Genomic DNA, 24,999 nt, shown 5'->3' with positions numbered 1-24,999 from the left:
CCACGGGCTCCATCATTTGGCCGTCCTGGAGTCGCCCGCATGAAAACCGTCACTGAATTTCCCCGCAAGGTCGTCGAGTTTCCGGACATGGGCATCGTCATGCCGGATGGCTGCCGGCTGTCGGCGCGGGTGTGGATGCCGGCCGATGCCGCCGACGATCCGGTGCCGGCGATCCTCGAGCACCTGCCCTACCGCAAGCGCGACGGCACGATCTTTCGCGATCAGCTGACGCATCCCTATTTCGCCGGCTATGGCTATGCATCGATCCGCGTCGACATGCGCGGCAATGGCGATTCCGAAGGGCTGATGGACGGCGAATATTCCGAGCAGGAATTGCAGGACGCCTGCGATGTGATCGCCTGGGCGGCCGCCCAGCCCTGGTGCAACGGCAATGTCGGCATGATGGGCATCTCCTGGGGCGGCTTCAACTGCCTGCAGGTTGCAGCCAAGCAGCCGCCGGCGTTGAAGGCAGTCATCAGCCTGTGCTCGACCGTCGACCGCTATGCCGACGACATCCACTACAAGGGCGGCTGCCTGCTGATCGAGAATTTCGGCTGGGCCTCGACCATGCTGTCCTATTCGTCGCGGCCACCGGACCCGCTGCTGGCCGGCGACAACAGATGGCGCGACCTATGGCTGACCCGGCTGGAGAACCAGCCCTTCCTGGCGCCGCTGTGGCTGAGACACCAGCACCGCGACGCCTATTGGAAGCGCGGTTCGATCTGCGAGGACTATTCCGCCATCCAAGCCGCCGTGCTGTCGATCGGCGGCTGGCATGACGGCTATCGCAATACGATTTCCTACCTCGCGGCCAATATCGAGGCGCCGGTCAAGGGCATCGTCGGCCCGTGGATCCACAAGTACCCGCATTACGCCGCACCGAAACCAGCGATCGGCTTCCTGCAGGAGGCCTTGCGCTGGTGGGACCGCTGGTTGAAAGGCATCGACACCGGCGTCGAGGCCGACCCGGCCTACCGCGCCTATGTGATGGACAGCGTGCGCCCCGCGCGTTGGCATCCCGAGCGGCCCGGCCGCTGGGTTGCCGAAGCAGACTGGCCATCGCCCAACATCAAGGCTGAGGCGATCGAACTGATCCCGGAAGGCGCCAGGCCTGCAATCGTGGCTTCGCCACAAAGCTGCGGCCTCGCCGGCGGCGAATATTTCCCCTTCACCTTCGGGCCGGAACTGCCCGGCGACCAGCGCCCCGACGATGCGCTGTCGGTGTGTTTCGACCAGCCCCCGCTCGGCGAGGCGATCGACATTGTCGGCGCGCCGGAGGTTTTGATCCAGGTCGCCTCGGATCGACCGCAGGCGAACATCGCGGTGCGGCTGTGCGACGTGCATCCTGACGGCGCATCCGAATTGATCTCCTACGGCGTGCTCAACCTGACGCACCGCAACTCGCATGAATTCCCCGAGGCGCTGGTGCCGGAAGAGACCGTTTTGGCGCGGGTGGTGCTCGACCAATGCGCCTATCGCGTGCCATCAGGCCATCGCCTGCGTATTGCCGTTTCGAACGCCTACTGGCCGATGATCTGGCCATCGCCGGAACCGGTTCGGCTCGACCTGTCGGCGGCTACGCTGAAGCTGCCGCTGCGTCCGCCGGCGCAAGGCGACGAAGTCACGTTCCCTACGTCCGAGGCAGCCGTGCCCTGGGCAACCGAAACGGTCCGTGCCGCCAATTCCGAGCGTCATGTTGATCGCGACGAGAAGACCGGAATCGTCACGCTTTCCATTGTCGACGATTTCGGCGAGGTGCGCGACCTGGAGCATGGCCTCGCCAATGGCAGCGTCGCCCGCGAGACATGGGCGATCCATCCTGACAATCCGCTGTCAGCGTCGGGCAAGACGCACTGGACGCAGACGCTGTCGCGAAATGGATGGTCGGTGCGCACCGAAACGTCAGCCGAAATGCGGTCCGACGCGCAAAGCTTCATGGTTAGCGCCAGAATCGAAGCCTATGAAGGCGAGGAACTGGTTTTCGAGCGCAATTTCGAAGAGAAAATCCCGCGCGCGCTGCTTTGAGCGCTTACGCGGGTTGGTCCAATTGCGACGTACGATTTACGCCACGGCATGTCGCATTCGGTCTTGCTTACGGCGTTCCCTTGCGGTCATTATTCTCCTCACAAGAAATGATAAAGAACGACCACAAGGTCGAACCAACAGAGTGAGGAACTCAACATGTCAAACGAACTGGAATTTCTCAGCCGGCGCGTCGCGTCCGGCAAACTGAGCCGTCGTGATTTTCTCGGCCGGGCGGCAGCGCTCGGCGTCACCGCGACCTTCGCCAACTCGCTGCTTTCGAGTGCGGCGCGCGCCGCGGGTCCGGTCAAGGGGGGCACGCTGAAGGCCGGCTTGGTCGGCGGCGAGTCCACCAACAGCCTCGATCCGGCCCTGTTCATGACGCAGGTGCCGTTCGCCTTCGGCAAGATGTGGGGCGAACTGATCGTCGAGCTTTCCCCGGAAGGCACGCTCGAGAACCGCATCGCCGAGGAGATCGGCTCGTCTGACGACGCCAAGGTCTGGACGCTGAAGATTCGCGACGGCGTCGAATTCCATAACGGCAAGACGGTAACCGCCGAGGACGTCGCCGCCACACTCGAACGCCATTCGGACGAGAAGTCGAAGTCGGGCGCGCTCGGCTACATGAAAGGCATCGAGAGCATCAAGGCCAGCGGCAAGGAAGTCGTGCTGACGCTGGAGGAAGCCAATGCCGACCTGCCCTATCTGCTTAGCGATTACCATTTGATCATCCAGCCCAATGGCGGCAAGGACAAGGCCGACGCCGGCATCTCGGCCGGACCCTACAAGATCACCACCAACGAGCCCGGCGTGCGCCATGGCGGCGAGCGGTTCGCCAATTACTGGCAGGCCGACAAGATGGGCCATGCCGACCAGATCGAGATCATCGTCATCAACGACGCCACGGCGCGCACTTCGGCCTTGCAGGGCGGCCAGGTCAACATGATCAACCGCGTCGAGCCGAAGATCGTCGACCTGATCAAGCGGCTGCCCGGCGTCACCATCCGCAACCATGCGGGTCCTGGCCACTACGTCTTCATCATGCATTGCAACACGGCGCCGTTCGACAACAACGATTTGCGCATGGCGCTGAAGCTGGCGATCGACCGCGAGGAGATGCTCGACAAGATCCTCAGAGGCTATGGCTCGCTCGGCAACGACTTCCCGATCAACTCGGCCTATCCGCTGTTTTCCGAGGACATCGAGCAGCGCAAATACGATCCCGACAAGGCGAAGTTTCATTTCAAGAAGTCGGGCCATGACGGCGCCGTCCTGCTCAGGACATCGGACGTCGCCTTCCCCGGCGCCGTCGATGCCGCGCAGCTGTTCCAGCAAAGCGCGGCCAAGGCCGGCATCACGCTGGAGATCAAGCGCGAGCCGGGCGACGGCTACTGGTCGGAAGTATGGAACAAGCAGCCCTTCTGCGCCTCCTACTGGGGCGGACGCTCGACGCAGGACCAGATGTACTCGACTGCGTACCTGTCGACGGCCGACTGGAACGACACGCGTTTCAAGCGTCCCGAGTTCGACAAGATGGTGCTGGCGGCGCGTGCCGAGCTCGACGAAGCCAAGCGCAAGGCGATGTATCGCGACATGGCGATGCTCGTCCGCGACGAAGGTGGCCTGATCCTGCCGATGTTCAATCAGTTCATCGACGCGACGGGCGCCAAGGTCGCCGGCTGGGTCGACGATCCGCATCAGGAGCTGATGAACGGGTACGCTCTGGCAAAGTGCTGGCTCGAAGCCTGAGCCCGGCCTTGCGGATATGTCCTCACCCATCGTGAAACTGGTGGCCCAGCGCATTGCGCTGGGCATCCTCCTGCTCTTGGCCGTATCGGTCCTGATCTTCGCCGGCACCCAGATCCTGCCCGGCGACGTCGCGCAAGCCATCCTCGGACAGTCGGCGACACCGGAGTCGCTTGCCAATCTGCGCGAGCAGCTCGGCCTCAACGATCCGGCCTTTATCCGCTATTTCCGCTGGCTCGGCGGCGTCGTGACCGGTGATCTCGGCACCGCCATGTCCAGCGGCCAGGATATTGCGACGTCGATCAAGGGGCGGTTGTGGAACACGCTGTTCCTCGCCTTCTGGGCGGCGGTCGTTGCCGTGCCGCTGGCGATCATCCTCGGCCTGATTGCGGTGCGTTACCGCAATGGCTGGGTCGACAAGCTGATCTCCGGACTGGCGCTTGCCTCGACCTCGTTTCCCGAATTCTTCATCGGCTATGTGCTCGTCTATTTCTTTGCCGTGAAATACCAGATCTTCCCCGGCATCTCGACGGTCTATGACGGGATGCCGTTCGGCGAGCGCATGCAGGCGATCATGCTGCCGGCGGCGGCACTGACGCTGGTGGTGCTCGCCCACATGATGCGCATGACGCGCGCCGCGATCCTCAATGTCATGCAATCGGCTTATGTCGAGACGGCGGAGCTCAAGGGGCTTTCGGCATTCGCCGTCATTCGCAGGCATGCCTTCCCCAATGCGATTGCGCCGATCATCAACGTCGTCATGCTCAACCTCGCCTACCTGATCGTCGGCGTCGTCGTTGTCGAAGTGATCTTCGTCTATCCGGGCATGGGGCAGTATCTCGTCGACCACGTCACCAAGCGTGACGTACCGGTGGTGCAGGCGGTCGGCCTGATCTTCGCCGCGGTTTATATCAGCCTGAACATCATTGCGGACATAGCGGCGATCGTCGCCAATCCGCGTCTCAGACATCCGAAGTGAGGGGCGGCGCTGTGCTCGACATAAAACGCATCCCCATCCCTGCGCTGATCGGCCTGGTGCTGACGGCATTGTTCGTGCTGGCGGCGATCTTCGCGCCCTGGATCGCGCCTTACGGCAATGGCGAGATCGTCGGCGACGTCTGGGCACCGATGTCGGCGACACATTTGCTGGGCACCGACAATCTCGGCCGCGACCTTCTTTCGCGCATGATCTACGGCGCCCGCGTCACGCTGTTCATCGCGGTGCTGGCCACCGCGCTGTCCTTCTCGCTCGGCGCCATCCTTGGCTTCTCGGCGGCGGTTTTCGGCGGCTGGTTCGACACGCTTATGTCGCGCCTTGTCGATCTCCTGATGTCTATCCCGACGCTGATCATGGGCCTCGTCGTGCTCTCCGTGCTGCCAACCAATCTGGTGACGCTGATCCTTGTCATGGGCATCCTCGACTCGACCCGCGTCTACCGCCTGTCGCGGGCGGTCGCCGTCGACATCAACGTCATGGATTTCGTCGAGGCGGCCAAGCTGCGCGGCGAAGGCAGCGTGTGGATCATCTTCCGCGAGATCCTGCCCAATGCGTTGTCGCCGCTGGTTTCGGAACTCGGCCTGCGCTTCATCTATGCCGTGCTGTTCCTGTCGACGCTGTCCTTCCTCGGCCTCGGCGTGCAGCCGCCTAGCGCCGACTGGGGCGGCATGGTCAAGGAAAACAAGGACGGCATCGTCTTTGGCATCGCGGCGGCGCTCATCCCTGCGGCGGCGATCGCCATGCTGGCGATTTCCGTCAACCTTGTCGCCGACTGGGTGCTCAACCGCACGACGAGCCTGAAGGGAGGACGCGGGTAATGGCTGACCAGCGAGCAAAGTCCGTGCTGCTCGATGTCCGCAATCTGCGCATCGAGGCCACCGTGTTCCCGCCGGGCGAGGCACCGAAGAACATCGTGCTGGTCCACGACGTCTCGCTGACGCTCGAGAAGGGCAAGGTGCTCGGCCTGATCGGCGAGTCCGGCGCCGGCAAGTCGACCATCGGCCTGGCGTCGATGGGCTATGGCCGCGGCGGCGTGCGGATCACCGGCGGCGAAGTCATCCTCAATGGCCGCGACATCCTCAAAGGCGGCAAGGAGGGCTTTCGCAAGCTGCGCGGCCGCGAGGTCTGCTATGTCGCGCAATCGGCTGCCGCCGCCTTCAACCCGGCGCACAGGCTGATGGACCAGGTCGTCGAGGCGACGCTGCTGCATGGCACGGCGACACGGGCCGCGGCCGAAAAGCGCGCCATCGCGCTGTTCAAGAAGCTCAGCCTGCCGAACCCCGAAAGCATCGGCGAACGGTTTCCGCACCAGGTGTCAGGCGGCCAGCTGCAGCGCGTGATGACTGCGATGGCGCTGTGCTCCGAGCCCGACCTGATCGTCTTCGACGAGCCGACCACGGCGCTCGACGTGACGACGCAGATCGACGTGCTGGCGGCGATCAAGGACGCCATCCGCGACACGCATGTCGCGGCGCTGTACATCACTCATGACCTTGCCGTGGTCGCCCAGGTCTCGGACGAGATCATGGTGCTGCGCCATGGCCGGCTGGTCGAATGGGGCGGCACCCGCCAGATCATCAAGGAGCCGCGCCAGGAATACACCAATGCGCTGGTGTCAGTGCACGAGATCGAGCACCAGGAGCAAAGGCCCGGCACGACGCCGTTCCTGTCGGTCAAGAACATCACCGCCGCCTATGGCCGCAGCCATATCAAGGTGCTGAAGAACGTCTCGGTTCACATCTATCCTGGCCAGACGCTGGCGGTGGTCGGCGAGTCCGGCTCGGGCAAGTCGACGCTGGCGCGCGCCATCACCGGCCTTCTGCCGCCCGAACAAGGCACCGTCACCTTCGACGGGCGGCCGCTCGCCAACCGGCTTGCCGATCGGCCCAAGGAGGATCTGCGCCAGTTGCAGATGATCTACCAGATGGCCGACGTGGCGATGAACCCGCGCCAGACCGTCGGCACCATCATCGGCCGGCCGCTCGAATTCTATTTTGGTTTGCGCGGCCGCGAGCGCGACAAGCGCGTCGCCGAGCTGCTCGACAAGATCGAGATGGGCAAGGGTTTCATCGACCGCTACCCGGCCGAGCTTTCCGGCGGCCAGAAGCAGCGTGTCTGCATCGCCCGTTCGCTTGCCGCCAAGCCGAAGCTGATCATCTGCGACGAGGTGACCTCGGCGCTCGACCCGCTGGTCGCCAACGGCATCCTGAAGCTGCTGCTCGAGCTGCAGAAGGAGGAAAACGTCGCCTATTTGTTCATCACCCACGACCTCGCGACGGTGAAGTCGATCGCCGATTCGATCGCGGTGATGTATCGCGGCGAGGTGGTGCGCTATGGCGCCAAGAGCCAGGTGCTGGCGCCGCCGTTCGATGCCTATACCGACCTTCTCTTGTCCTCAGTCCCCGAAATGGAGATCGGCTGGCTGGAAAAGGCGATCAAGGGACGGCGCATGGCCAGCGCGGGCAATTAGACACACCGGTGGCGCTGAAGACAAAACTTCTGCTGATCATCCTCGACGGCGTGCCTTACCGCAACTGGCGCCGGCTGATGGGCAACCTCGAAGGCTGGGTGCAATCGGGCGAAGCGCGCGTCTGGAAGATGCGTTCCGTGCTGCCGTCGACCTCTGCCTGCTGCTATGCCTCGATCCACACCGGCGTAGCGCCGCAGGTGCATGGCATCTTGACCAACGAGAACCGCTTCCGCGTCGAGCAGCCGGATATCTTCTCCGAGGTCAGCAGGGCCGGCGGCAAGACAGGTGCGGTCACCCATTCCTACTGGTCCGAATTCTTCCGGGCCTATCCGTTCGATCTGGTCGAGGACATGGAGTTCGACGAGCCGGGCGGGCCGATCACCCATGGCCGGTTCCACACCATGACCGGCTACAATGCCCGCAACCAGATGACGCCGAGCGACGTCGACCTGTTCGCGACGCTGACCATGCTGACCAGACGCCACGGCATCGACTACGGCATCCTGCACACCTGCACGCTGGACTCGATGGGCCACCGCTTCGGCCATGACTGCCATGAGATGGACCATGCCGTCTATGCGATGGACGGCATGCTCGCCGCCTTCCTGCCGCGCTGGCGGAAAGCCGGCTACGAGGTCATCGTGACCGCCGATCACGGCCAGACCGATCGCGGCCATCATGGCGGCCATGACGACGAGATGCAGGATTTTGCTCTGTATTATTTCGGACAGGGCAACGGGCCGGAGGCCGACACGCTGCTAGACCAGCTGCAGCTTGCGCCGACGGTGCTTGCGCGCCTTGGCGTCCCGGTGCCCGCGACAATGAAGGCCAGGCCGTTCCTCGACTGAGCGCGCGTCTTCCCTTCTCCCCCTTGTGGGAGAAGGTGGATTGTCGCGAAGCGGCAAGACGGATGAGGGGTGTTGGAAGAAACTCGGCGTGAAAATATTGAGGGATTTGAAGCGCTTATTTCTTCGGTGTAGCGATCCGTCCAGCACCCCTCATCCGACCGAGCTTCGCTCGGCCACCTTCTCCCACAGGGGGAGAAGGGAAGAACCTCCCTCTGGCAACACTGCCGCTCTTCGGCTAGCTTTCAGGGAATTCTGGGCGGAAAGCGGTGAACCTTTTTGGGCCGATCAGCGACAGAGCAGACAGGAGCCAGGCGGCTCGATCGGCCATGACGGCAGCGACGGAAACCGATCGTGCGCTTGTCGGCCGGGTCGCGAAGGGCGACCGCGCCGCCGTGCGGCTCCTGTTCATGCGCCACCACGCGCGGGTCTACCGTTTCGTGGTGCGCCAGACGGGATCGGAAATGATGGCCGACGATATCGCCAACGAGGTGTTTCTCGAACTCTGGCGCCAGGCGCCCGGCTTCGAGGGGCGCTCGGAAGTCTCGACATGGCTGCTCGGCATCGCCCGCTTCAAGGCGCTGTCGTCGTTGCGCAAGAAAAAGGAAGACTGGATCGACGACGATGACGCCGCCCAGATCGCCGACGGCGCCGATACGCCGGAAGTCGTCACCATGAAGGAAGACAAGGGCGCCGCGTTGCGGCGCTTCATCGATGCCTTGCCGGAAGAACACCGAACGGTGATCGACCTTGCCTATTACCACGGACAGTCGGTGACCGAGATCGGCGAGGTGCTCGGCATCCCGGTCGCCACCGTCAAGACCAGGATGTTCTACGCCCGCAAGAAACTCGGCGAGGCCCTCAAGGCCGCCGGTTACGACAGGGGGTGGCCATGAGCGCCGCTGAAAAGATGTCGCGTCGCGATGAAATGGAAACGCTGCTGCCGTTCTATCTGAACGGCTCGCTTGAAGGTGCGGAGCTCGAAGCCGTCGAGGAATGGCTGGCGACCGACCCGGCAGCGCTTGCCGCACTCGGCGAGGCCGAAGCCGAATTCTCCGGCACCGCTGCATCCAATGAAGCGATCCGTCCGCCGGCCGATGCGCTCAGCCGCTTCGCCCGGGCGCTCGACGCCGAGGCCGGTCCAGCCCGCGCGCCGGCGGCGTCCTGGCTGGCGCAAGCGTGGGGCCGCTTCACGGCAGTTCCCGCCGGCGTCGCCTGGGCTGCGGCCGCGGCTCTGCTGGCGCTTGTTGTGGTGCAGTCGTTTGAGCAGCCTGGCGGCATCGACAGCGATTTCGAAATTGCCGGCCAGCAAGGCGATCTTGCGAAAATGCCGTTCGCGCTGGTCACGTTCAAGCCGGATGCGAAGATGGCCGACATTGTCGCTTTTCTTGGCGAGCACCAGCTGAAGATTGCCGCCGGCCCAACCGCCGAAGGTGTCTTCCGTCTTGGCATCCCGGCCGCGACCGCAGCCGACTATGAAAAAGTGCTCGGCCTGATTGCCGCCCAGCCTTTCGCGGAGGCTGTGGTCGAGGGAAGGAAACCGGTCGATGGCGGCTAGGGCGGTCATCCGATTTGCGGCGCTGCTCGTGGCGGCGATGATAATCGGCGCTGTGCCGGCCTTGGCGCAGACCAATGATCCGAACCTTACGCAGACTGAAATCGACTGCCTCAACCGAGGGGCGACGGCGGCCGACTGCATCAAGCGCGACACAAAGGATGGCAGCGGCGAAAGGCCCGGCGCAGGTCCTGCCGCGACAAATGCGGTGCTTCTTCCCGCGCTGATCGTCGACCTGTTCCCCAATCCGATCGGCGGCGGCCAAGCGCCGCTGCCGACGCCCGATCCGCGCCGCGATCCGGCCAGCGGTGCGTTGCCGCCGCCGGTCCCGCCTGCCGGTGCGACAGCGATACAAGCCGCTGCGGCGGGCGGCCCGATCGTTTCGCCCAGCGATCTCGTCGCGGCCGAGCCGCCGCGCGCCGTCGTCGGTGATTTCGTGCCGGACGAGGTGCTGGTGACGGTGGAGGGCGATGCCGTCCAGCAGATCGCCGCCTCCTTTCGCCTCGAGGTGCGCTCGCAGCGCCAGTCTCAGTTGCTCGGCTCCACGCTGGTGCGCTTCGGCATTCCCGATGGCCGCCCGCTCGGCGTCGTGCTGGCGCAGCTTGCCGCCGACGGCCGTACTTTGCGGCGCGAGCCCAACCATATCTACTCGCTGCAGCAGGCAGCCACCATCGTCAACTATGCCTTCGAGCGCATTGCGCTCGATGCGAAAGGGGCGAGCGGCGAGAACGTGCGGATTGCCGTCGTCGACACCGCCATCGACGACACCAACCCGGCTCTAAGCGGCGTCATCGCCGATCAGTTCGACGCCATGCCCGACGTGCCGATCGAGGCGCGCGATCACGGCACCTCGATCGACGGCCTGATCGCCGGCGTCGGCGCGCTCAAAGGCATGGCGCCGGGCGCCAGGATCTACCACGCCCGCGCCTTCGAGGGCGGCAAATCGACGATGGACGTCATCCTTGCGGCGCTCGACTGGGCGGCGGAGCAGGACGTCCGCATCATCAATATGAGCTTCGTCGGCCCGAAGAACGACCTGCTCGGCGTCGCCTGCCGCAATGCTCGCGCCTTGGGCATCGTGCTGGTCGCCGCCGCCGGCAACAACGGACCGAAGGCGCCCTACGGCTATCCGGCCGCCTTCGACGGCGTCATCGCGGTGACCGCCACCGATGCCAAGGACGGGCTGATGCAGCAGGCCAATCGCGGCGCCTACGTCTTCCTCTCCGCTCCCGGCGTCGAGATGGTGGCGCCGAGCGGTGCCGGTTCGGATGTCGTCACCGGCACCTCGTTTGCCGCAGCGATCGTCACCGGCGCGATCGCCAATCTGCTGCATACCGCACCCGACCGTTCCGCCGACTGGGTCGAGAAAGCGCTGGCCGCCACGGCAAGGGATCTCGGCCCCAAGGGACGAGACAATGATTTCGGCTATGGTCTGCTGGATATCGAGGCCGCAGAGGCGGCCGAGGCGGCGAAAGAATAGGTCCAAAGCTTAAACGCTTCTGCTTTTGTGTATGCCGTTCTCCGGAAGCCGCTGCATGATTTTCGGCAACAGATATTGGGGTCAAAACTCAATCAGCCGGTTGCCGCAAATGACCGAGATGGGTGGAGTGCGGCCTTGCGCTATGTCGTCTCCATCGCGTGTTAGCCGATGCCTCTGACACCGGCCTCTGACATTGCCAGCTTGAAGGTTTCTGACACGAAAGGAAGATCAAACCCGCTCATGCGCGGGTCGATCCAGACGTTGCGCCCGCCGACCCGCTGCAGATTGACGACATAGGAACCACCGGGTCTGTTCATCCAGAGTCCCGACTTTTCGCGGAACTCATGCGTCGGTTGCTCTCTATCCATGCCGTCGATGCGGTTGCATGGGTAAAACCAGAAATAGGGGGCGGCATGGCTGCCGTCCTTCCACAGCAGCTCGACTGGAACGAATTGATGCAGGACGGGCTCCAGTTTCTCGACCACCTCACGGAATTTGCCACTGACGAAGAAGGAGTTGTGCATCATCAAGTCCGCCGGCATGATCTTCCCCCCTCCCACCTTTATCTTCGTGGGCAGGTGGGTGGGATCGATCGGGACGCCCTGGTAGGTGGCCGATTTGTCCACCCACGTTTCATCTTCCAGCCTCGCCGAATTCGTGACCGGATGGAATTCTAACCCGGCCGGGAACACCTTCCGGCGATCGCCATCGACTGGATCGCCGCGACGTCCGAAGTCCGCGCCCTGGTCGGCGCCGGCGATTTCGGAATAGTTAGTAATTGCTGGCAAGCAAGGTTAGCAACTGCTGGTAATCGTCGGAAGGTCCGCAACCGGGTCGAACTCGGTCGCTCAGAGTGATTGAGTTTGACCACTAGGCCGGTGCGCCGGCGACCGATCCCCTGACCACCAGATCGACCGGCCAGGCTTCGCCGCGGGCGTCAGATATCAGGCGAGTACTCTTGTATCAGACTTGCCTGGAAGCGCTCGACCTCTTCCGCAAGAGTTACCCAATGATGTTGATATCGCTCGAAGATCGACACGGTTGGGGCCGGGAAGTTTGGATCGGCCAATGCGCCAACGGCTACGCCGATCATCGTAGGCAGAGCATCAGGCTTCCAATAGACTGTCGAACCACAGGTCGGGCAAAAATACATGCGTACATTGCGGCCGCTATCGGCAACGCGAATGAACTCCCTTGCAGCTCCCGAAATCGCGACGGTATCAGTCGCATAGAACGCGTTGACGCTGAATGATGTACCGGTTCGCCGTTGGCAAGCTAAACAATGACACGCGGCAACCAATTTTGTTGGCTCTCGCATCATAAGTCTGAGTGCGCCGCATACGCATTGGGCATCGGCCACGAAGAATCCTCCGTCTTTCTCGGTGAAACAACTTTGCGGTGTAGGGGTGAGGCGCAGTTCGAACCGCTGTTGCAGACAGGCAACGCGTAGGACGTGACCCTATCGAGGATCGGGATGCGCAACGCCAACAATGATGCGGCTCACGGAAGCTGTCAACCGCAGCGCATTTCCCGGGCCTTTCTGATGCGTCTCTCGACTACACGGCGATCGCGGTCGATCAGTTCCAGTTCGACCAGGCGAGGCAGATAGCGGGAAGATCGACGCCGTCGCGCGCATTCGCGAGCGACCTTGTCATACTCCCGCAAGACCGCGCAGGTCCCAAAGGGTCGAACTCAGTCGATCGAGTGATCCTTAGCCAGGTGCGCCGGCGACCGATCCCCTGATGACCAGGTCGACCGGCCAGACTTCGCCGCGGGCGCCCTCCTCCGATCCGGAAATCCGCGCCGCCAGCCGCTCGGCGATACGAGCGCCGGCCAGGCGGATCGACGAACGCGTCGTCGACAACGGCACCGAAAAATTCTCCGGCTTCAGCCAGGGGAAGACGTCGTCGTGGGCGATCAGCGACAGGTCGCCCGGAATGGTCAGGCCGAGATCGCGCACCGCGCGCACGACGCCGAGCGCCATGATCAGGCTGGAGCAGGCGATCGCGGTCGGCGCATCGCTGCGCTCGAGCAACCGTCTGGCGGCGCGGTAGCCGTTCTCCTCGGTCATGGCGAGGGAACAGACATCGCCTTCGCCAAGCGCCAGACCGCTTGCCGCCAGCGCTCGGCGCGCACCACGCTCGCGGTGAATGGCGAAGGTCTCGCGGCCGTCGCCGTTGATCAGCGCCAGCCGCCGGTGACCGAGCTGGACGAGCAACCGTGCCGCCTCGTGGAAGGCGCCCTCATTGTCGATGTCGGTGAAAGGGTAATCGAAATCGAGCCCTTCACTGCGGCCATGGACGATAAAGGGGATGCCGAGCGTGCTGACCAGCGCCACCCGCCGGTCGGCCGGCCTCGGCGAGGAGATGTAGACGGCGTCGACCTGCCGGTTGGCGACGATGCGCCGATAGGTCGTCTCCTGATCGTCGGCATCGGCGGGGGACAGCACCAGGTCGAGTTCGTGCGAACGGGCGTAGTCGCCGAGACCGGAGAGGAATTCGACGAAATGCGGGTCGATGTCGACGGCCGCCCCGGTCGGCAAGACATAACCGATCATCCCGGTCTTGCCGGTAGCCAGCCGACGCGCGCTCGGGTTGGGGCGATAGCCGTGGCGCTTGGCGGCGTCGATCACCCGCCGGCGCGTTTCCTCGTTGACTTCCGGGTAGCCGTTCAGCGCGCGGCTTACCGTGGTCTGCGAAAGCGCCAGCATGTGGGAAAGCTGTTTGAGGTTCACCGGAGGCCTCCAAACCTCAAAGCGCTTTAACTATGGGTCGCTCGCGCCACGGCGGCAAGCGCTTCCGATGCGAAGATCATAAGCACCCTTTCTAACCGGTTTGAAGCAAAATTTGCTGTTGCAGCGCCCAAAATGGTGCTGCAACGCACTTTGTTTGCTCTTGCGGCCGTGAAATTAAATCGATTAGTTTACCAACCTCTTGACTTCTGATTAATTCAGTGGCGTGATTGCAAAGACCAAAGCGCTTTGGAAGACTCTTCGAAAGGTTGCGGTTCCCTTCCGAGTGAGTCACAGTCCTGCTGCGTCGGCGGACGGAATGGAGGTTCCGTCCGGTGTCTGTCACCACTGGGAGGGAATACCAATGAGGAAAATGCTTCTGCTGAGCGCCGCCTTTGTCGCGCTCGCCCTGGGCGCACCGGCGCAAGCCGAACTGAAGTTCAAGCCGGGCGAAGACCCCCGCTTCAACTGGGCGAATTACGAAGAGCTCAAGAAAGTCGACCTCAAGGGCGAGACGCTGTCGATCTTCGGGCCATGGCGCGGCGAGGACGAGGGCCTCATCCGCACCGTTCTCGACTATTTCTCGGAAGCCACCGGCGCCGAGGTCAAATACTCCTCGTCGGAAAATTACGAACAGCAGATCGTCATCGACACGCAGGCCGGCAGCCCGCCCAACATCGCCGTGCTGCCCCAGCCGGGCCTGATCCAGGACCTGGCGTCCAAGGGCCTGCTGACGCCGCTCGGCGACGACACCGCCAACTGGATCAAGGACAATTACGGCGCCGGCCAGTCATGGGTCGATCTCGGCACCTTCAAGGACAAAGATGGCAAGCCGGGCTTTTTCGCCTTTCCCTACAAAGCCGACGTGAAATCGCTGGTCTGGTACTCGCCGGACAATTTCGAGGAAGCCGACTACGAGGTGCCGAAGACGCAGGAAGAGCTCGCCGAGCTCGAAAAGCAGATCATCGCCGACGGCGGCACGCCATGGTGCATCGGGCTCGGTTCTGGCGGCGCCACCGGCTGGCCGGCGACCGACTGGGTCGAGGACATCATGCTGCGCACCCAGACGCCCGAGACCTACGACAAGTGGGTGAAGAACGAGATTCCGTTCAACGACCCCGCGGTGGTCAACGCCATCGACATTTTCGGCAAGATCGCGACCGACGACAAGATGGTCGACGGCGGCGCCAAGGCGGTGGCGGCGACCGATTTTCGCGATAGCCCGAAAGGCCTGTTCTCGGTGCCGCCGAAATGCTATCTGCACCACCAGGCGTCGTTCATCCCGACCTTCTTCCCGGAAGGCACCGAGATCGGCCAGGACGCCGACTTCTTCTACTTTCCAGCTTACGCTGCCAAGCCCGACCTCGGTACCCCGGTGCTCGGCGCCGGCACGCTGGCCATGATCACCAAGGATAGCAAGAGTGCCCGCGCGTTCATCGAATTCCTGAAGATGCCGCTCGCCCATGAGATCTGGATGGCCCAGGGCGGCTTTGTGACGCCGTTCAAGTCGGTCAACAAGGACGCCTATGCCAGCGACGCGCTGAAGAAGCAGGGCGAAATCCTCGCCGAAGCCTCGACCTTCCGCTTCGACGGGTCCGACCTGATGCCGGGCAAGATCGGCGCCGGCGCCTTCTGGACCGGCATGATCGATCTCGTCGGCGGCAAGTCCGCCCAGGATGTCGCCACCGATATCCAGAAGAGCTGGGACGCGATCAAGTAGGCGGTCCCGGCTGGACGTCCGATCCTGCATGGATCCGGGCCTCGATGGCCCGGTTCCGAACGGCGGCCCGCACAGCAGCAATTTTTATGAGCACATTCCGGCATGACGCGCGACCAGCAAGTGCAAAACCCTGCCTTGCATCCGGTCGCGTTCCAAATAACTGAATCGGCCTGTGATCGCATCGCCAAAGTCATTCCCGACTGGCGGATCATGCGCAGAGGGAGGGACCCGTGGCGGCTCAGATTTTCTCGGCCATATTCGTCATCGTCGTCGGCGTCGGCGGCTGCGTCGCCTATTTCTGGGGCGCCAACAAACTGGTGGACATCATCTTCCCGTCACGCGGCGTTGCAGGTGCGGCGGCCATCGACAATCTGCGCCGGCAGGGGATGATCCGGCCGTGGCTGTTCGTCGGCCCGGCCATGATCATCCTCACCATCTACCTGATCTACCCGGTCGTGGAGACGCTGAGGCTGTCGTTCCTCGATCGCGGTGGCGCCAATTTCGTCGGCTTCGCCAATTATGAATGGGCGTTCGGCGACCGCGAATTCCGCACCTCCATCCTCAACAACATCATCTGGCTGGCGGTCGTGCCTGCCGCCTGCACCTTCCTCGGGCTGATCATCGCCGTCCTCACCGACAAGATCTGGTGGGGCACCATCGCCAAGAGCCTCATCTTCCTGCCGCTGGCCATCTCGTTCGTCGGCGCCAGCGTCATCTGGAAGTTCATCTACGAGTATCGTGGTGCTGGCCAGACGCAGATCGGCCTGCTCAACGCCATCATCCAATATTTCGGCGGCCAGCCGCAGGTCTGGATATCGCTGCCGTTCTGGAACAATTTCTTCCTGATGATCATCCTGATCTGGATCCAGACCGGCTTTGCCATGGTCATCCTGTCCTCTGCCTTGCGGGGCATTCCCGAGGAGACGCTGGAGGCGGCCGTCATCGACGGCGCCAATCCGTTCCAGATCTTCTGGAAGATCATGGTGCCGCAGATCTGGGGAACGATCGCCGTCGTCTGGACCACCATCACCATCCTGGTGCTGAAGGTTTTCGACATCGTGCTGACGATGACCAACGGCCAATGGAACAGCCAGGTGCTGGCCAATCTGATGTTCGACTGGATGTTCCGCGGCGGCGGCGATTTCGGCCGTGGCGCCACCATCGCCATCATCATCATGATCGCGGTCATTCCGATCATGATCTGGAACATCCGCCAGGCCAACAAAGAGACGGGAGGACATTGAGATGGCCGTCTCGACCGGAAAGCCCTTTGCCAGCCGTTTCGGCGTCCATATCGCGGTCTTCCTCTTCGTCGCGATCTGGACGATCCCGACGCTCGGCATTCTTGTCTCGTCGCTGCGCGACAAGGACCAGATCATCGCCTCGGGCTGGTGGAACTCGTTCGCCAGTTCCACGCAGACGGAAGCGGGGCGGCTGCCACCCGCCTCGGCGCAAGTCGAGAAGGACGGCAAGTTCGTCCTCGAGGGCAACATCTTCGGCTATGATCCGGCCCGCGACATCAGCGCCTTTGGCGTCAAGTCGTCGGCGCCGACGCAATATCCCGCCGGCACGACAGCCGATCTCGGCGACGGCGAGACCTTGCAGCTCAACCCCGACGGCAGTTTCGTCATGACCTCGACCAAGCCGTTCGAGGGCGAGCGTGGCCAGCGCGTCTACTACGCCTCGTCGGCGCCACCGAAATTCACCACCGACAATTACAATACGGTGCTGTTTTCGGAGGGCATCGGCCGCTCCTTCATGAATTCGCTGACCGTCACCATTCCGGCGACGGTCATCCCGATCCTGATCGCGGCGTTCGCGGCCTATGCGCTGGCCTGGATGCGCTTTCCCGGCCGGGCGTTGCTCATCGCGGTGATCATCGGGCTCCTGGTCGTGCCGCTGCAGATGTCGCTGATCCCGCTGCTGAAACTTTACAACGGCGTCGGCAGCTTCTTCGGCGTGCCGTCGAAAACCTATCTCGGCATCTGGCTGGCGCATACCGGCTTCGGCCTGCCCTTCGCCATCTATCTCTTGAGAAGCTACATTGCCGGCCTGCCGCGCGAAATCATGGAATCGGCGCGCATCGACGGCGCCAGCGATTTCGAGATCTTCGTCAAGATCGTGCTGCCGCTGTCGTTCCCGGTGCTGGCCTCCTTCGCCATCTTTCAGTTCCTGTGGGTGTGGAACGATCTGCTGGTCGCGATGGTTTTCCTCGGCACCGAGGGCGACCAGATCGTGCTGACCGCCAAGCTCAACGCGCTGCTTGGCTCGCGCGGCGGCGACTGGGAGATCCTGACGACATCGGCCTTCATCACCATTGTCGTGCCGCTGATCGTGTTCTTCTCGCTGCAGCGCTATTTCGTCCGCGGGCTGCTCGCCGGCTCGGTGAAGGGAGGTTGAGATCATGCAATCCGCTGTGAAAGCGACGTTGAGCCCCGACCTCGCCGTCGACCGCGACTGGTGGCGAGGTGCGGTGATCTACCAGATCTATCCGCGCAGTTTTCAGGACTCGAACGGCGACGGCATCGGCGACCTCAGGGGCATCATCGGCAGGCTGCCCTATATCGCGGCGCTCGGCGTCGATGCCATCTGGATCTCGCCGTTCTTCAAGTCGCCGATGAAGGATTTCGGCTACGACGTGTCCGACTATTGCGACGTCGATCCGATGTTCGGCACGTTGGCCGATTTCGACGCCCTGACCGCCGAGGCGCACAGGCTCGGGCTCAAGGTGATGATCGACGAGGTGCTGTCGCATACCGCCGACATCCATCCATGGTTCAAGGAAAGCCGCTCGAGCCGCACCAACCCGAAGGCCGACTGGTATGTCTGGGCCGACGCCAGGCCCGACGGCACGCCACCCAACAACTGGCTGTCGATCTTCGGCGGTTCGGCCTGGCAGTGGGACACCAGCCGCCAGCAATATTACCTGCATAATTTCCTGGCCGAGCAGCCCGATCTCAACTTCCACAGCCGCGCAGTCCAGGACGCGCTGCTCGATGTCACCCGCTTCTGGCTGGAGCGCGGCGTCGACGGTTTCCGCCTCGACACCATCAATTTCTACTTCCACAGCCAGGGCCTCGAGGACAATCCGCCGCTGCCGCCCGAACAGCGCAACGACCAGACCGCTCCTTCCGTCAACCCCTACAACTACCAGGACCATCTCTACGACAAGAGCCGCCCCGAAAACCTTGGCTTCCTCGAACGCTTCCGCGCCCTGCTCGACGAATATCCGGCGACGGCGGCGGTTGGCGAAGTCGGCGATTCGCAGCGCGGACTGGAGGTGGTGGCGGCCTATACCGCCGGCAGCAAGCGCGTGCACATGTGCTATTCATTCGACTTCCTGGCGCCCGAAAAGATCAGCGCGGCAAAAGTGCGTTCGGTGCTGGAAGCCTTTGGCGAGGTCGCCAGCGACGGCTGGTCGTGTTGGGCCTTCTCCAACCACGACGTGATGCGCACTGCCTCGCGCTGGGCGGCCGGCGAGGCCGACCAGACCGCTTATCTCAAGGTGATCTCGGCGCTGCTGATGTCGCTGCGCGGCTCGGTCTGCATCTACCAGGGCGAGGAACTCGGTCTTGGCGAAGCGGAATTGCAATTCGAGGATCTGCAGGACCCCTACGGCATCCGGTTCTGGCCGGAATTCAAGGGCCGCGACGGCTGCCGCACGCCGATGGTCTGGAATGGCGCCGACGGCAATGGCGGCTTCTCCACGGCAAAGCCCTGGCTGCCCGTGCCTGCCAAGCACCTTTCGCAGGCGGTCGATGTGCAGCAGGGCGACGACAACTCGCTGCTCGAACACTACCGGCGCTTTCTCGCTTTCCGCCGCCTGTATCCGGCGCTGGCCAAGGGCGAGATCGAGTTCATCGAAAGCCAGGGCAATACGGTCGCCTTCACGCGCCGCGAGGGCAATGAGCAGATCGTCTGCGCCTTCAATCTCGGCAGCCGACCGGCCGAAGTCAATCTCGGCGGACGCTCGCTGCAGCCCTTGCCGGGGCACGGGTTTTCGGGACAGACTGACGCCGGCTTTATCCGCCTCGACGGCTACGGCGCCTGGTTCGGGCGTGTCGACTGAATTTGCAATTCACTGGAGGGAACCCATGGCCGATGTCACGCTAAGGCAAGTGAAGAAATCATACGGCAATCTCAACATTCTCCATGGCATCGACCTCGACATAAAGTCGGGCGAGTTCATCGTCTTCGTCGGCCCTTCGGGCTGTGGCAAGTCGACCTTGCTGCGGTCGATCGCCGGGCTTGAGGAAATCACCTCCGGCGAGCTCAAGATCGACGGCGAGGTGGTGAACGACGTGCCGCCGTCGAAGCGCGGCATCGCCATGGTGTTCCAGTCCTATGCGCTCTATCCGCACATGACTGTCTACGACAACATGGCGTTCTCGATGAAGATCGGCAAGGAGAGCAAGGCCGAGATCGACAAGCGGGTGCGCCAGGCGGCGGAAATCCTGCAGCTGACCAAATATCTCGACCGCCTGCCCAAGGCGATGTCGGGCGGCCAGCGCCAGCGCGTCGCCATCGGCCGCGCCATCGTGCGCAACCCCAAGGTCTTCCTGTTCGACGAGCCGCTGTCGAACCTCGACGCGGCGCTGCGCGTCGCCACCCGCATCGAGATCGCCAAGCTCAAGGAATCGATGCCTGCTACAACGATGATCTACGTCACCCACGACCAGGTCGAGGCGATGACGCTGGCCGACCGCATCGTGGTGCTCAAGGAGGGCCATATCGAGCAGGTCGGCACGCCGATGGAGCTCTACAAGAGACCCGGCAATCTGTTCGTCGCCCAGTTCATCGGCTCGCCGGCCATGAACATCCTGCCGGCGACGATCGACAAATCAGGCGACCCGACCATCGTCAGTCATGTCGGCGGGCGCAAGGCGACGGTGCCGATCGCCACGCCGGCGTCGGTGAAGGGCGCTTCGGTGAGCTTCGGCGTGCGGCCGGAAGATCTGACGATCGCCACCGGTGCGGATTATCTTTTCGAGGGAACGGTGGATTATGTCGAGCAACTCGGCGAGGTCCAACTCGTCTATGTCGACATCGGCCGCGCCGACCTGCCGCTGGTCACCAAGCTGCCAGGCAATGTCGGGGTCAAGCGCGGCGCTGCGCTGCGCTTGAATGCCGATGCCGGCGACCTGCATATTTTCGATGCCGACGGACATTCATTCACGCTCCACAAAGCGGAAGCAAAGGCAGCCTGAGAGCAGCAGCCGAACTGATGGATGTTTGGTGACCCAAAAACGAGAGCGGCGGGCAAAGCCGCCACTCTTGTCCGTTCCGGTCGCTGTTAGAGCGACGTGCGTCCAAGTGGACGCACAAAGGTACGCTCCGACACTTTAACCCTGCGCATCGTGCTTTCCGAAAATCGGAACCGATTTTCGGGCCGATGCGCTAGCGGCCGAACAGGTTCCGGTCGCTGCCCTGCGGGGCGGACTTCTGTACGTCGCCCGACGAGTTGAGCAGCTTGTAGACCGGCGAACCGGTATTGCGTACCGAAGAAGTCTGCGTGTTGTCGACGTTGATGGTCGCCTGCTTGTTGATGTCGGTTCTGCCAAAGTTGTCGCTACCGGCAAAAGCGCCGCCCGCAGCAATCAAAAGCGCGGCGGCGGTAAGAACGATCTTCTTCATTTTCAAAACTCCTGGATTTTCTTGGTTCCGCCAGCCCGGCGGGCAAATGCCGCCGCCGCTGTTGGAACGAACTGTTAGTTGTTGCCGAACAGCTTACGGTCGCTGCCGTTGACGGGTTTCTCGTCAGCCGGAACCGGATTCTGCGCCGACGCCGAATTCCGAATCGAAGCCGTGTACGAGTTGCTGTCGACCGCAGCGGCCGGCTGGTTGGCGCCGTTCGATCCAAAGTTGTCGCTGCCGGCAAAAGCACTGCCGGAGATGGCCATAATGGCGGCGGTGGCAAGAATGAGCTTCTTCATTTCAAATACTCCTGAGTTCCTCAGATCCCGAGCGGCGGACCGCCACTTTGCTGTTTGGGACCAGCTGTTAATTGTTGCCGAAAAGGTTGCGGTCGGCGCCCTGGCCAACGGCCTGCTTTTCAGCGTGAGCCGGCGTCTGGACAGAGGCCGTATACGAGCTGTCGACCGCGACGGCCGGCTGGTTGGCGGCGTTGGACCCATAATGGTCGCTGCCGGCAAAGGCGCTGCCGGTGATGGCCAGAGCGGCGACGGCAGCAAGAGCGATCTTTTTCATTTTAGTACTCCAGTATCTTGGTCTTCAGTCCGTCTAGCGGCGTGTCTTGGGAGGATGCGCGCGTCGTTCGGACAGCCCCGATGTGGGAAGGCCATTCGGCGGATTCCAATCACGAAGTTGTTCCGTGTGGACCAAGAATCTACACCTTGAAATTGTACCAGAGGCATCTAGCACTATGGTTTTTATGGTTTGTTTTCAATATCTTATTCAAAATTAGCAATTCATGATTTGACGGATTGGCGAATTTGCGTTCACAGCGTGTTGCACGCATTGTCAACAGAAACGAACCGTTCGGTTCGATTTTAGAAGCGGCTAATAGTCACTTTTGTAAACTGTTAACCTTCCTGATCTCCGCCGCGGGTCGGATTCTATGTCACGGCAGCCGACAGTGGCCGCCGACAAAGTGGGGCTTCAGCCCTGCAGATATAAACCTGCAGGTTTCGCCGGCGGTGTCGCGCCGCATGGATACGATGTCGCTTTCATGCCGGCAGTCAGCCGGCCGGCATGATTAGATCACGCCATCTCAGGTGCCGCTTGGTGACGACGAAGCGGAGAATTGGGAAGCCAGTCAGAACCCGGCGCTGCCCCCGCAACGGTGGTGGAGTTCAAGTCGCAACGGGAGACCACTGGGCCACAAGCCTGGGAAGGTGTCGCGACGAGTCCGCAAGGACACTCCAGAGCCCGGAAACCAGCCCGAGATTTTCAGACTCGACTGATCGCGGTGGGCGGTCAAGAGGTGGATGATGCACGTCCGGCCCTGTCGCCGGCGTGCAAACGGTCCTCCCTCCATCACCACCAGTTCAGTCCTTACACGAGGACAGGACATGGACGCGCGCAACGACATGCTGAGGCTCTTGCACGGCCGCAGGCAAGGCTATTCGCTCGAGCAGCCCTTCTACACCGATCCAGATTTCTTCAAGCTCGACATGGAGCTGATCTGGTATCGCGACTGGCTGTTCATCGGCCACGATTGCGAGTTGCCGAAAGCTGGCAGCTATATCACCGCCCAGATCGGCGACTATCCGGTCGTGCTGGTCCGCGACCAGCAAGGCAAGATCAATGCCTTCCACAATTCCTGCCGGCATCGCGGCAGCCGTGTCTGCAATGCCGACAAGGGCACTGCGGCGAAGCTGGTCTGCCCCTATCACCAGTGGACCTACGAGCTGGACGGCCGGCTGTTGTTTGCTCGCCAGATGGCAGACGGCTTCGACAAGAGCCAGTTCAGCCTGAAGCCGGTGGCTTGCGAAAGCGTTGGCGGCTACATCTTTATCTGCCTGGCCAACGAGCCGGCCGATTTCGCGCCGATGCGCGCCATGATCGAGCCTTACCTCCTGCCGCACCGGCTGCGCGAGGCAAAAATCGCCTTCGAATCGACCATCGTCGAGAAGGGCAACTGGAAGCTCGTCTGGGAGAACAACCGCGAGTGCTACCATTGCGCCGGCAACCATCCGGAACTCTGCAAGACATTCCCGGAAGCGCCGACCGTGACCGGCGTGCAGGGCGCCGACAGCGATCCAGAGATGCTCGCGCACTGGGCGAAATGCGAGGCGGCGGGCTTGCCGAGCAAGTTCCGCATCGATCCGGCCGGGCAGTATCGCGCCACCCGCGCGCCGCTGCTGCACGACGCCGTCAGCTACACGATGACGGGAAGACGCGCGGTGAAGAAGAACCTTTCCGACAGCGTTTCGACCGACCGTATCGGCTCGCTGCTGCTCTATCACTATCCGACGAGTTGGAACCATATCCTCGGCGATCATGCCGTCACCTTCCGCGTGCTGCCGATCAGTGCCACGGAAACGGCCGTCACCACCAAATGGCTTGTCCACAAGGACGCGGTCGAAGGCGTCGATTACGACCTCGCCGAACTCACCCATGTCTGGACCGAGACCAACGACCAGGACCGTCGCATTGTCGAGGAAAACGCCTTCGGCATCCTGTCGCCGGCCTATGAGCCCGGCCCCTATTCGGAACTGCATGAGGGCGGCGTCATCCAGTTCGTCGAATGGTACGCCTCCTTCATCGGGCCGCGCCTTGCCGAGGCCGGGCGGCCGGCGCTGCGCAGCGTCGCCTGAACGAGGTCAAGGGGATGAATGCGATGACGGACCTTGGCCTCTACCGCCATCTCGACGAGATGGCGCCCTGGAACGACCGGCTCCAGGTGCTGGAAGTCATCGGCGTCAGCGACGAGGCGCCTGACGTGAAGACCTTCACCTTCCGCTCTGACAACCAGACCTGGTTCCGCTACAGACCGGGGCAGTTCGTGACGCTGGAACTGCCGACCACCGAGGGCCCGATGATGCGGACCTATACGCTGTCGTCCTCGCCGTCGAGGCCGTTCTCGATCGCGGTGACGGTGAAAGCGCAGGCCGGCAGCCTCGGCACCCGCTGGATGTTCGACAATCTGAAGCCCGGCGTTCACGTGAAGGCCTATGGGCCGGCGGGCGACTTTTCGCTGCACAGCCATCCAGCGGCCAAGTATCTGTTCATTTCGGCCGGCTCAGGCGTGACGCCGATGATGTCGATGCTGCGCTGGCTGAACGACTGCGCGCCATGGACAGATGTCGGCTTCGTCAACTGCGCGCGAAAGCCCGAGGAGATCATCTTCCGCAAGGAGCTCGAGCTGCTCGGCAGCCGCATGCCGGGCCTGACGCTCGGCTTCATGATCGAGGAGCGGTCCAGCCGTGAGGGCTGGTTCGGCCATATGGGCCGGATCGACGCGATACGGCTGCCGCTGCTGGCCCCCGATTTTCGCGAGCGCGAAATTTTCTGCTGCGGCCCCGACCCGTTCATGCGCGCCGTGCGGCAGATGCTGGAGGCGGCCGGCTTCGACATGGCCAACTACCATCAGGAGAGCTTTGCGGCCCCGGCGGTGGAGGAAATACCGGCCCCGTTCGGTTCGCCGGCGGAAGGTGGACCGGCAGAGAGTGGGGTCGAGGTACCTGCCGAGGCCGCAACACCGATCCGCTTTTCGCTTTCGGATATCGATGCCGAATGCGTTGCCGGCCAGACCGTGCTGCAGACGGCGCGCGCTTCGGGCGTACGAATTCCCGCAGCCTGCGAGTTCGGCCTGTGCGGAACCTGCAAGGTGAAAAAGGTCTCGGGCACAGTCGAGATGAGCCACAATGGCGGCATCCTCGATCACGAGATCGACGACGGCTTCATCCTTGCCTGCTGTTCGAAGCCGCTGACGGCGCTCGAGATCGACGCCTGACCGGGGAGCTTAAAG

General features: G+C 62.8%; 22 protein-coding genes and 1 riboswitch. Of the genes, 16 read left to right on the top strand and 6 right to left on the bottom strand.

What is annotated here, in order from left to right:
• The first annotated feature begins 39 nt into the window (after window positions 1-39).
• The 9 genes from AC0L2V_RS23455 to AC0L2V_RS23415 all read left to right on the top strand — a co-directional run bounded on the left by AC0L2V_RS23455 (window position 40) and on the right by AC0L2V_RS23415 (window position 11,115).
• Entirely contained in the window at window positions 40-2,025 is a 1,986-nt protein-coding gene (locus AC0L2V_RS23455; RefSeq protein ID WP_473507821.1) for a CocE/NonD family hydrolase, read from the top strand.
• 156 nt (window positions 2,026-2,181) lie between these two features.
• Window positions 2,182-3,771: an ABC transporter substrate-binding protein gene (locus tag AC0L2V_RS23450; protein WP_473507822.1), complete on the top strand. Its 1,590-nt coding sequence runs from the start codon at window positions 2,182-2,184 to the stop codon at window positions 3,769-3,771.
• A 16-nt stretch (window positions 3,772-3,787) separates the two neighbouring features.
• On the top strand, window positions 3,788-4,747 hold the full coding sequence (locus tag AC0L2V_RS23445) for an ABC transporter permease (RefSeq protein WP_023796836.1): 960 nt from the start codon (window positions 3,788-3,790) through the stop codon (window positions 4,745-4,747).
• Between the two features lie 11 nt (window positions 4,748-4,758).
• The gene (locus AC0L2V_RS23440) at window positions 4,759-5,583 is read left to right on the top strand and encodes an ABC transporter permease (RefSeq protein WP_128244537.1); all 825 of its coding nucleotides are present in this window, start codon (window positions 4,759-4,761) and stop codon (window positions 5,581-5,583) included.
• Window positions 5,583-7,235: an ABC transporter ATP-binding protein gene (locus AC0L2V_RS23435; RefSeq protein ID WP_473507823.1), complete on the top strand. Its 1,653-nt coding sequence runs from the start codon at window positions 5,583-5,585 to the stop codon at window positions 7,233-7,235. Before AC0L2V_RS23440 ends, AC0L2V_RS23435 begins: the two co-directional genes overlap by 1 nt.
• A gap of 8 nt (window positions 7,236-7,243) precedes the next feature.
• On the top strand, window positions 7,244-8,083 hold the full coding sequence (locus AC0L2V_RS23430) for an alkaline phosphatase family protein (protein ID WP_473507824.1): 840 nt from the start codon (window positions 7,244-7,246) through the stop codon (window positions 8,081-8,083).
• Window positions 8,084-8,409: 326 nt separating this feature from the next.
• On the top strand, window positions 8,410-8,976 hold the full coding sequence (locus AC0L2V_RS23425; RefSeq protein WP_473507825.1) for a sigma-70 family RNA polymerase sigma factor: 567 nt from the start codon (window positions 8,410-8,412) through the stop codon (window positions 8,974-8,976).
• Window positions 8,973-9,638, top strand: a complete 666-nt coding sequence (locus tag AC0L2V_RS23420) for a hypothetical protein (protein WP_023796841.1) — start codon at window positions 8,973-8,975, stop codon at window positions 9,636-9,638. The genes AC0L2V_RS23425 and AC0L2V_RS23420 overlap by 4 nt, the downstream gene beginning before the upstream one ends.
• Window positions 9,628-11,115, top strand: a complete 1,488-nt coding sequence (locus AC0L2V_RS23415) for a S8 family serine peptidase (protein WP_473507826.1) — start codon at window positions 9,628-9,630, stop codon at window positions 11,113-11,115. Before AC0L2V_RS23420 ends, AC0L2V_RS23415 begins: the two co-directional genes overlap by 11 nt.
• Before the next feature lie 161 nt (window positions 11,116-11,276).
• Here AC0L2V_RS23415 and AC0L2V_RS23410 read toward each other — a convergent pair whose 3' ends face one another.
• From AC0L2V_RS23410 to AC0L2V_RS23400, 3 genes are all read right to left on the bottom strand, one after another.
• Window positions 11,277-11,903, bottom strand: a complete 627-nt coding sequence (locus AC0L2V_RS23410; protein ID WP_473521339.1) for an imm11 family protein — start codon at window positions 11,901-11,903, stop codon at window positions 11,277-11,279.
• A 149-nt stretch (window positions 11,904-12,052) separates the two neighbouring features.
• Window positions 12,053-12,475: a GFA family protein gene (locus AC0L2V_RS23405; RefSeq protein ID WP_031254029.1), complete on the bottom strand. Its 423-nt coding sequence runs from the start codon at window positions 12,473-12,475 to the stop codon at window positions 12,053-12,055.
• Between the two features lie 351 nt (window positions 12,476-12,826).
• On the bottom strand, window positions 12,827-13,849 hold the full coding sequence (locus AC0L2V_RS23400; protein ID WP_473507828.1) for a substrate-binding domain-containing protein: 1,023 nt from the start codon (window positions 13,847-13,849) through the stop codon (window positions 12,827-12,829).
• 361 nt (window positions 13,850-14,210) lie between these two features.
• On the opposite strand from AC0L2V_RS23400, the gene AC0L2V_RS23395 reads away from it, so the two are divergent.
• From AC0L2V_RS23395 to AC0L2V_RS23375, 5 genes are all read left to right on the top strand, one after another.
• Window positions 14,211-15,566: an ABC transporter substrate-binding protein gene (locus AC0L2V_RS23395; RefSeq protein WP_091592647.1), complete on the top strand. Its 1,356-nt coding sequence runs from the start codon at window positions 14,211-14,213 to the stop codon at window positions 15,564-15,566.
• 230 nt (window positions 15,567-15,796) lie between these two features.
• Window positions 15,797-16,810: a carbohydrate ABC transporter permease gene (locus AC0L2V_RS23390; RefSeq protein WP_023796848.1), complete on the top strand. Its 1,014-nt coding sequence runs from the start codon at window positions 15,797-15,799 to the stop codon at window positions 16,808-16,810.
• Window position 16,811: 1 nt separating this feature from the next.
• Entirely contained in the window at window positions 16,812-17,966 is a 1,155-nt protein-coding gene (locus tag AC0L2V_RS23385) for a carbohydrate ABC transporter permease (protein ID WP_473521338.1), read from the top strand.
• 4 nt (window positions 17,967-17,970) lie between these two features.
• Window positions 17,971-19,635, top strand: a complete 1,665-nt coding sequence (bglA, locus tag AC0L2V_RS23380; protein WP_473521337.1) for a beta-galactosidase BglA — start codon at window positions 17,971-17,973, stop codon at window positions 19,633-19,635.
• A 25-nt stretch (window positions 19,636-19,660) separates the two neighbouring features.
• Window positions 19,661-20,773, top strand: a complete 1,113-nt coding sequence (locus AC0L2V_RS23375) for an ABC transporter ATP-binding protein (RefSeq protein ID WP_023796851.1) — start codon at window positions 19,661-19,663, stop codon at window positions 20,771-20,773.
• Window positions 20,774-20,963: 190 nt separating this feature from the next.
• On the opposite strand, the gene AC0L2V_RS23370 is transcribed toward AC0L2V_RS23375, so the two are convergent.
• The 3 genes from AC0L2V_RS23370 to AC0L2V_RS23360 all read right to left on the bottom strand — a co-directional run bounded on the left by AC0L2V_RS23370 (window position 20,964) and on the right by AC0L2V_RS23360 (window position 21,773).
• A complete protein-coding gene (locus AC0L2V_RS23370; protein ID WP_023796852.1) occupies window positions 20,964-21,200 on the bottom strand; it encodes a DUF680 domain-containing protein in 237 nt (78 codons plus the stop codon).
• Between the two features lie 74 nt (window positions 21,201-21,274).
• Window positions 21,275-21,499 (bottom strand): DUF680 domain-containing protein, encoded by a 225-nt coding sequence (locus AC0L2V_RS23365; protein ID WP_473507831.1) that lies wholly within the window; start codon window positions 21,497-21,499, stop codon window positions 21,275-21,277.
• Between the two features lie 67 nt (window positions 21,500-21,566).
• Window positions 21,567-21,773, bottom strand: coding sequence for a DUF680 domain-containing protein (locus tag AC0L2V_RS23360; protein WP_473507832.1), 207 nt, complete (start codon window positions 21,771-21,773; stop codon window positions 21,567-21,569).
• Between the two features lie 508 nt (window positions 21,774-22,281).
• Window positions 22,282-22,484, top strand: a riboswitch (cobalamin riboswitch).
• A gap of 113 nt (window positions 22,485-22,597) precedes the next feature.
• Here AC0L2V_RS23360 and AC0L2V_RS23355 point away from each other — a divergent pair.
• Complete coding sequence (locus tag AC0L2V_RS23355; RefSeq protein ID WP_473507833.1) at window positions 22,598-23,845, top strand: aromatic ring-hydroxylating oxygenase subunit alpha; 1,248 nt, start codon at window positions 22,598-22,600, stop codon at window positions 23,843-23,845.
• 23 nt (window positions 23,846-23,868) lie between these two features.
• Window positions 23,869-24,984, top strand: coding sequence for an FAD-binding oxidoreductase (locus AC0L2V_RS23350; protein WP_473508066.1), 1,116 nt, complete (start codon window positions 23,869-23,871; stop codon window positions 24,982-24,984).
• Window positions 24,985-24,999 lie beyond the last annotated feature (15 nt).

Source organism: Mesorhizobium sp. WSM4814, assembly GCF_055811595.1.
Note: the sequence above shows the minus strand (reverse complement) of the source record. Positions and strands in the feature narration are given on the sequence as shown.

Bases quoted from the DNA above. Each gene is read 5' to 3' on its own strand.
- AC0L2V_RS23445 (WP_023796836.1), top strand. From the start codon at position 3,788: ATGTCCTCACCCATCGTGAAACTGGTGGCCCAGCGCATTGCGCTGGGC.
- AC0L2V_RS23360 (WP_473507832.1), bottom strand. From the start codon at position 21,773: ATGAAAAAGATCGCTCTTGCTGCCGTCGCCGCTCTGGCCATCACCGGC.
- AC0L2V_RS23350 (WP_473508066.1), top strand. From the start codon at position 23,869: ATGACGGACCTTGGCCTCTACCGCCATCTCGACGAGATGGCGCCCTGG.
- AC0L2V_RS23365 (WP_473507831.1), bottom strand. From the start codon at position 21,499: ATGAAGAAGCTCATTCTTGCCACCGCCGCCATTATGGCCATCTCCGGC.
- AC0L2V_RS23435 (WP_473507823.1), top strand. From the start codon at position 5,583: ATGGCTGACCAGCGAGCAAAGTCCGTGCTGCTCGATGTCCGCAATCTG.
- AC0L2V_RS23375 (WP_023796851.1), top strand. From the start codon at position 19,661: ATGGCCGATGTCACGCTAAGGCAAGTGAAGAAATCATACGGCAATCTC.
- AC0L2V_RS23425 (WP_473507825.1), top strand. From the start codon at position 8,410: ATGACGGCAGCGACGGAAACCGATCGTGCGCTTGTCGGCCGGGTCGCG.
- bglA (WP_473521337.1), top strand. From the start codon at position 17,971: ATGCAATCCGCTGTGAAAGCGACGTTGAGCCCCGACCTCGCCGTCGAC.
- AC0L2V_RS23450 (WP_473507822.1), top strand. From the start codon at position 2,182: ATGTCAAACGAACTGGAATTTCTCAGCCGGCGCGTCGCGTCCGGCAAA.
- AC0L2V_RS23355 (WP_473507833.1), top strand. From the start codon at position 22,598: ATGGACGCGCGCAACGACATGCTGAGGCTCTTGCACGGCCGCAGGCAA.
- AC0L2V_RS23385 (WP_473521338.1), top strand. From the start codon at position 16,812: ATGGCCGTCTCGACCGGAAAGCCCTTTGCCAGCCGTTTCGGCGTCCAT.
- AC0L2V_RS23455 (WP_473507821.1), top strand. From the start codon at position 40: ATGAAAACCGTCACTGAATTTCCCCGCAAGGTCGTCGAGTTTCCGGAC.
- AC0L2V_RS23395 (WP_091592647.1), top strand. From the start codon at position 14,211: ATGAGGAAAATGCTTCTGCTGAGCGCCGCCTTTGTCGCGCTCGCCCTG.
- AC0L2V_RS23415 (WP_473507826.1), top strand. From the start codon at position 9,628: ATGGCGGCTAGGGCGGTCATCCGATTTGCGGCGCTGCTCGTGGCGGCG.
- AC0L2V_RS23420 (WP_023796841.1), top strand. From the start codon at position 8,973: ATGAGCGCCGCTGAAAAGATGTCGCGTCGCGATGAAATGGAAACGCTG.
- AC0L2V_RS23370 (WP_023796852.1), bottom strand. From the start codon at position 21,200: ATGAAGAAGATCGTTCTTACCGCCGCCGCGCTTTTGATTGCTGCGGGC.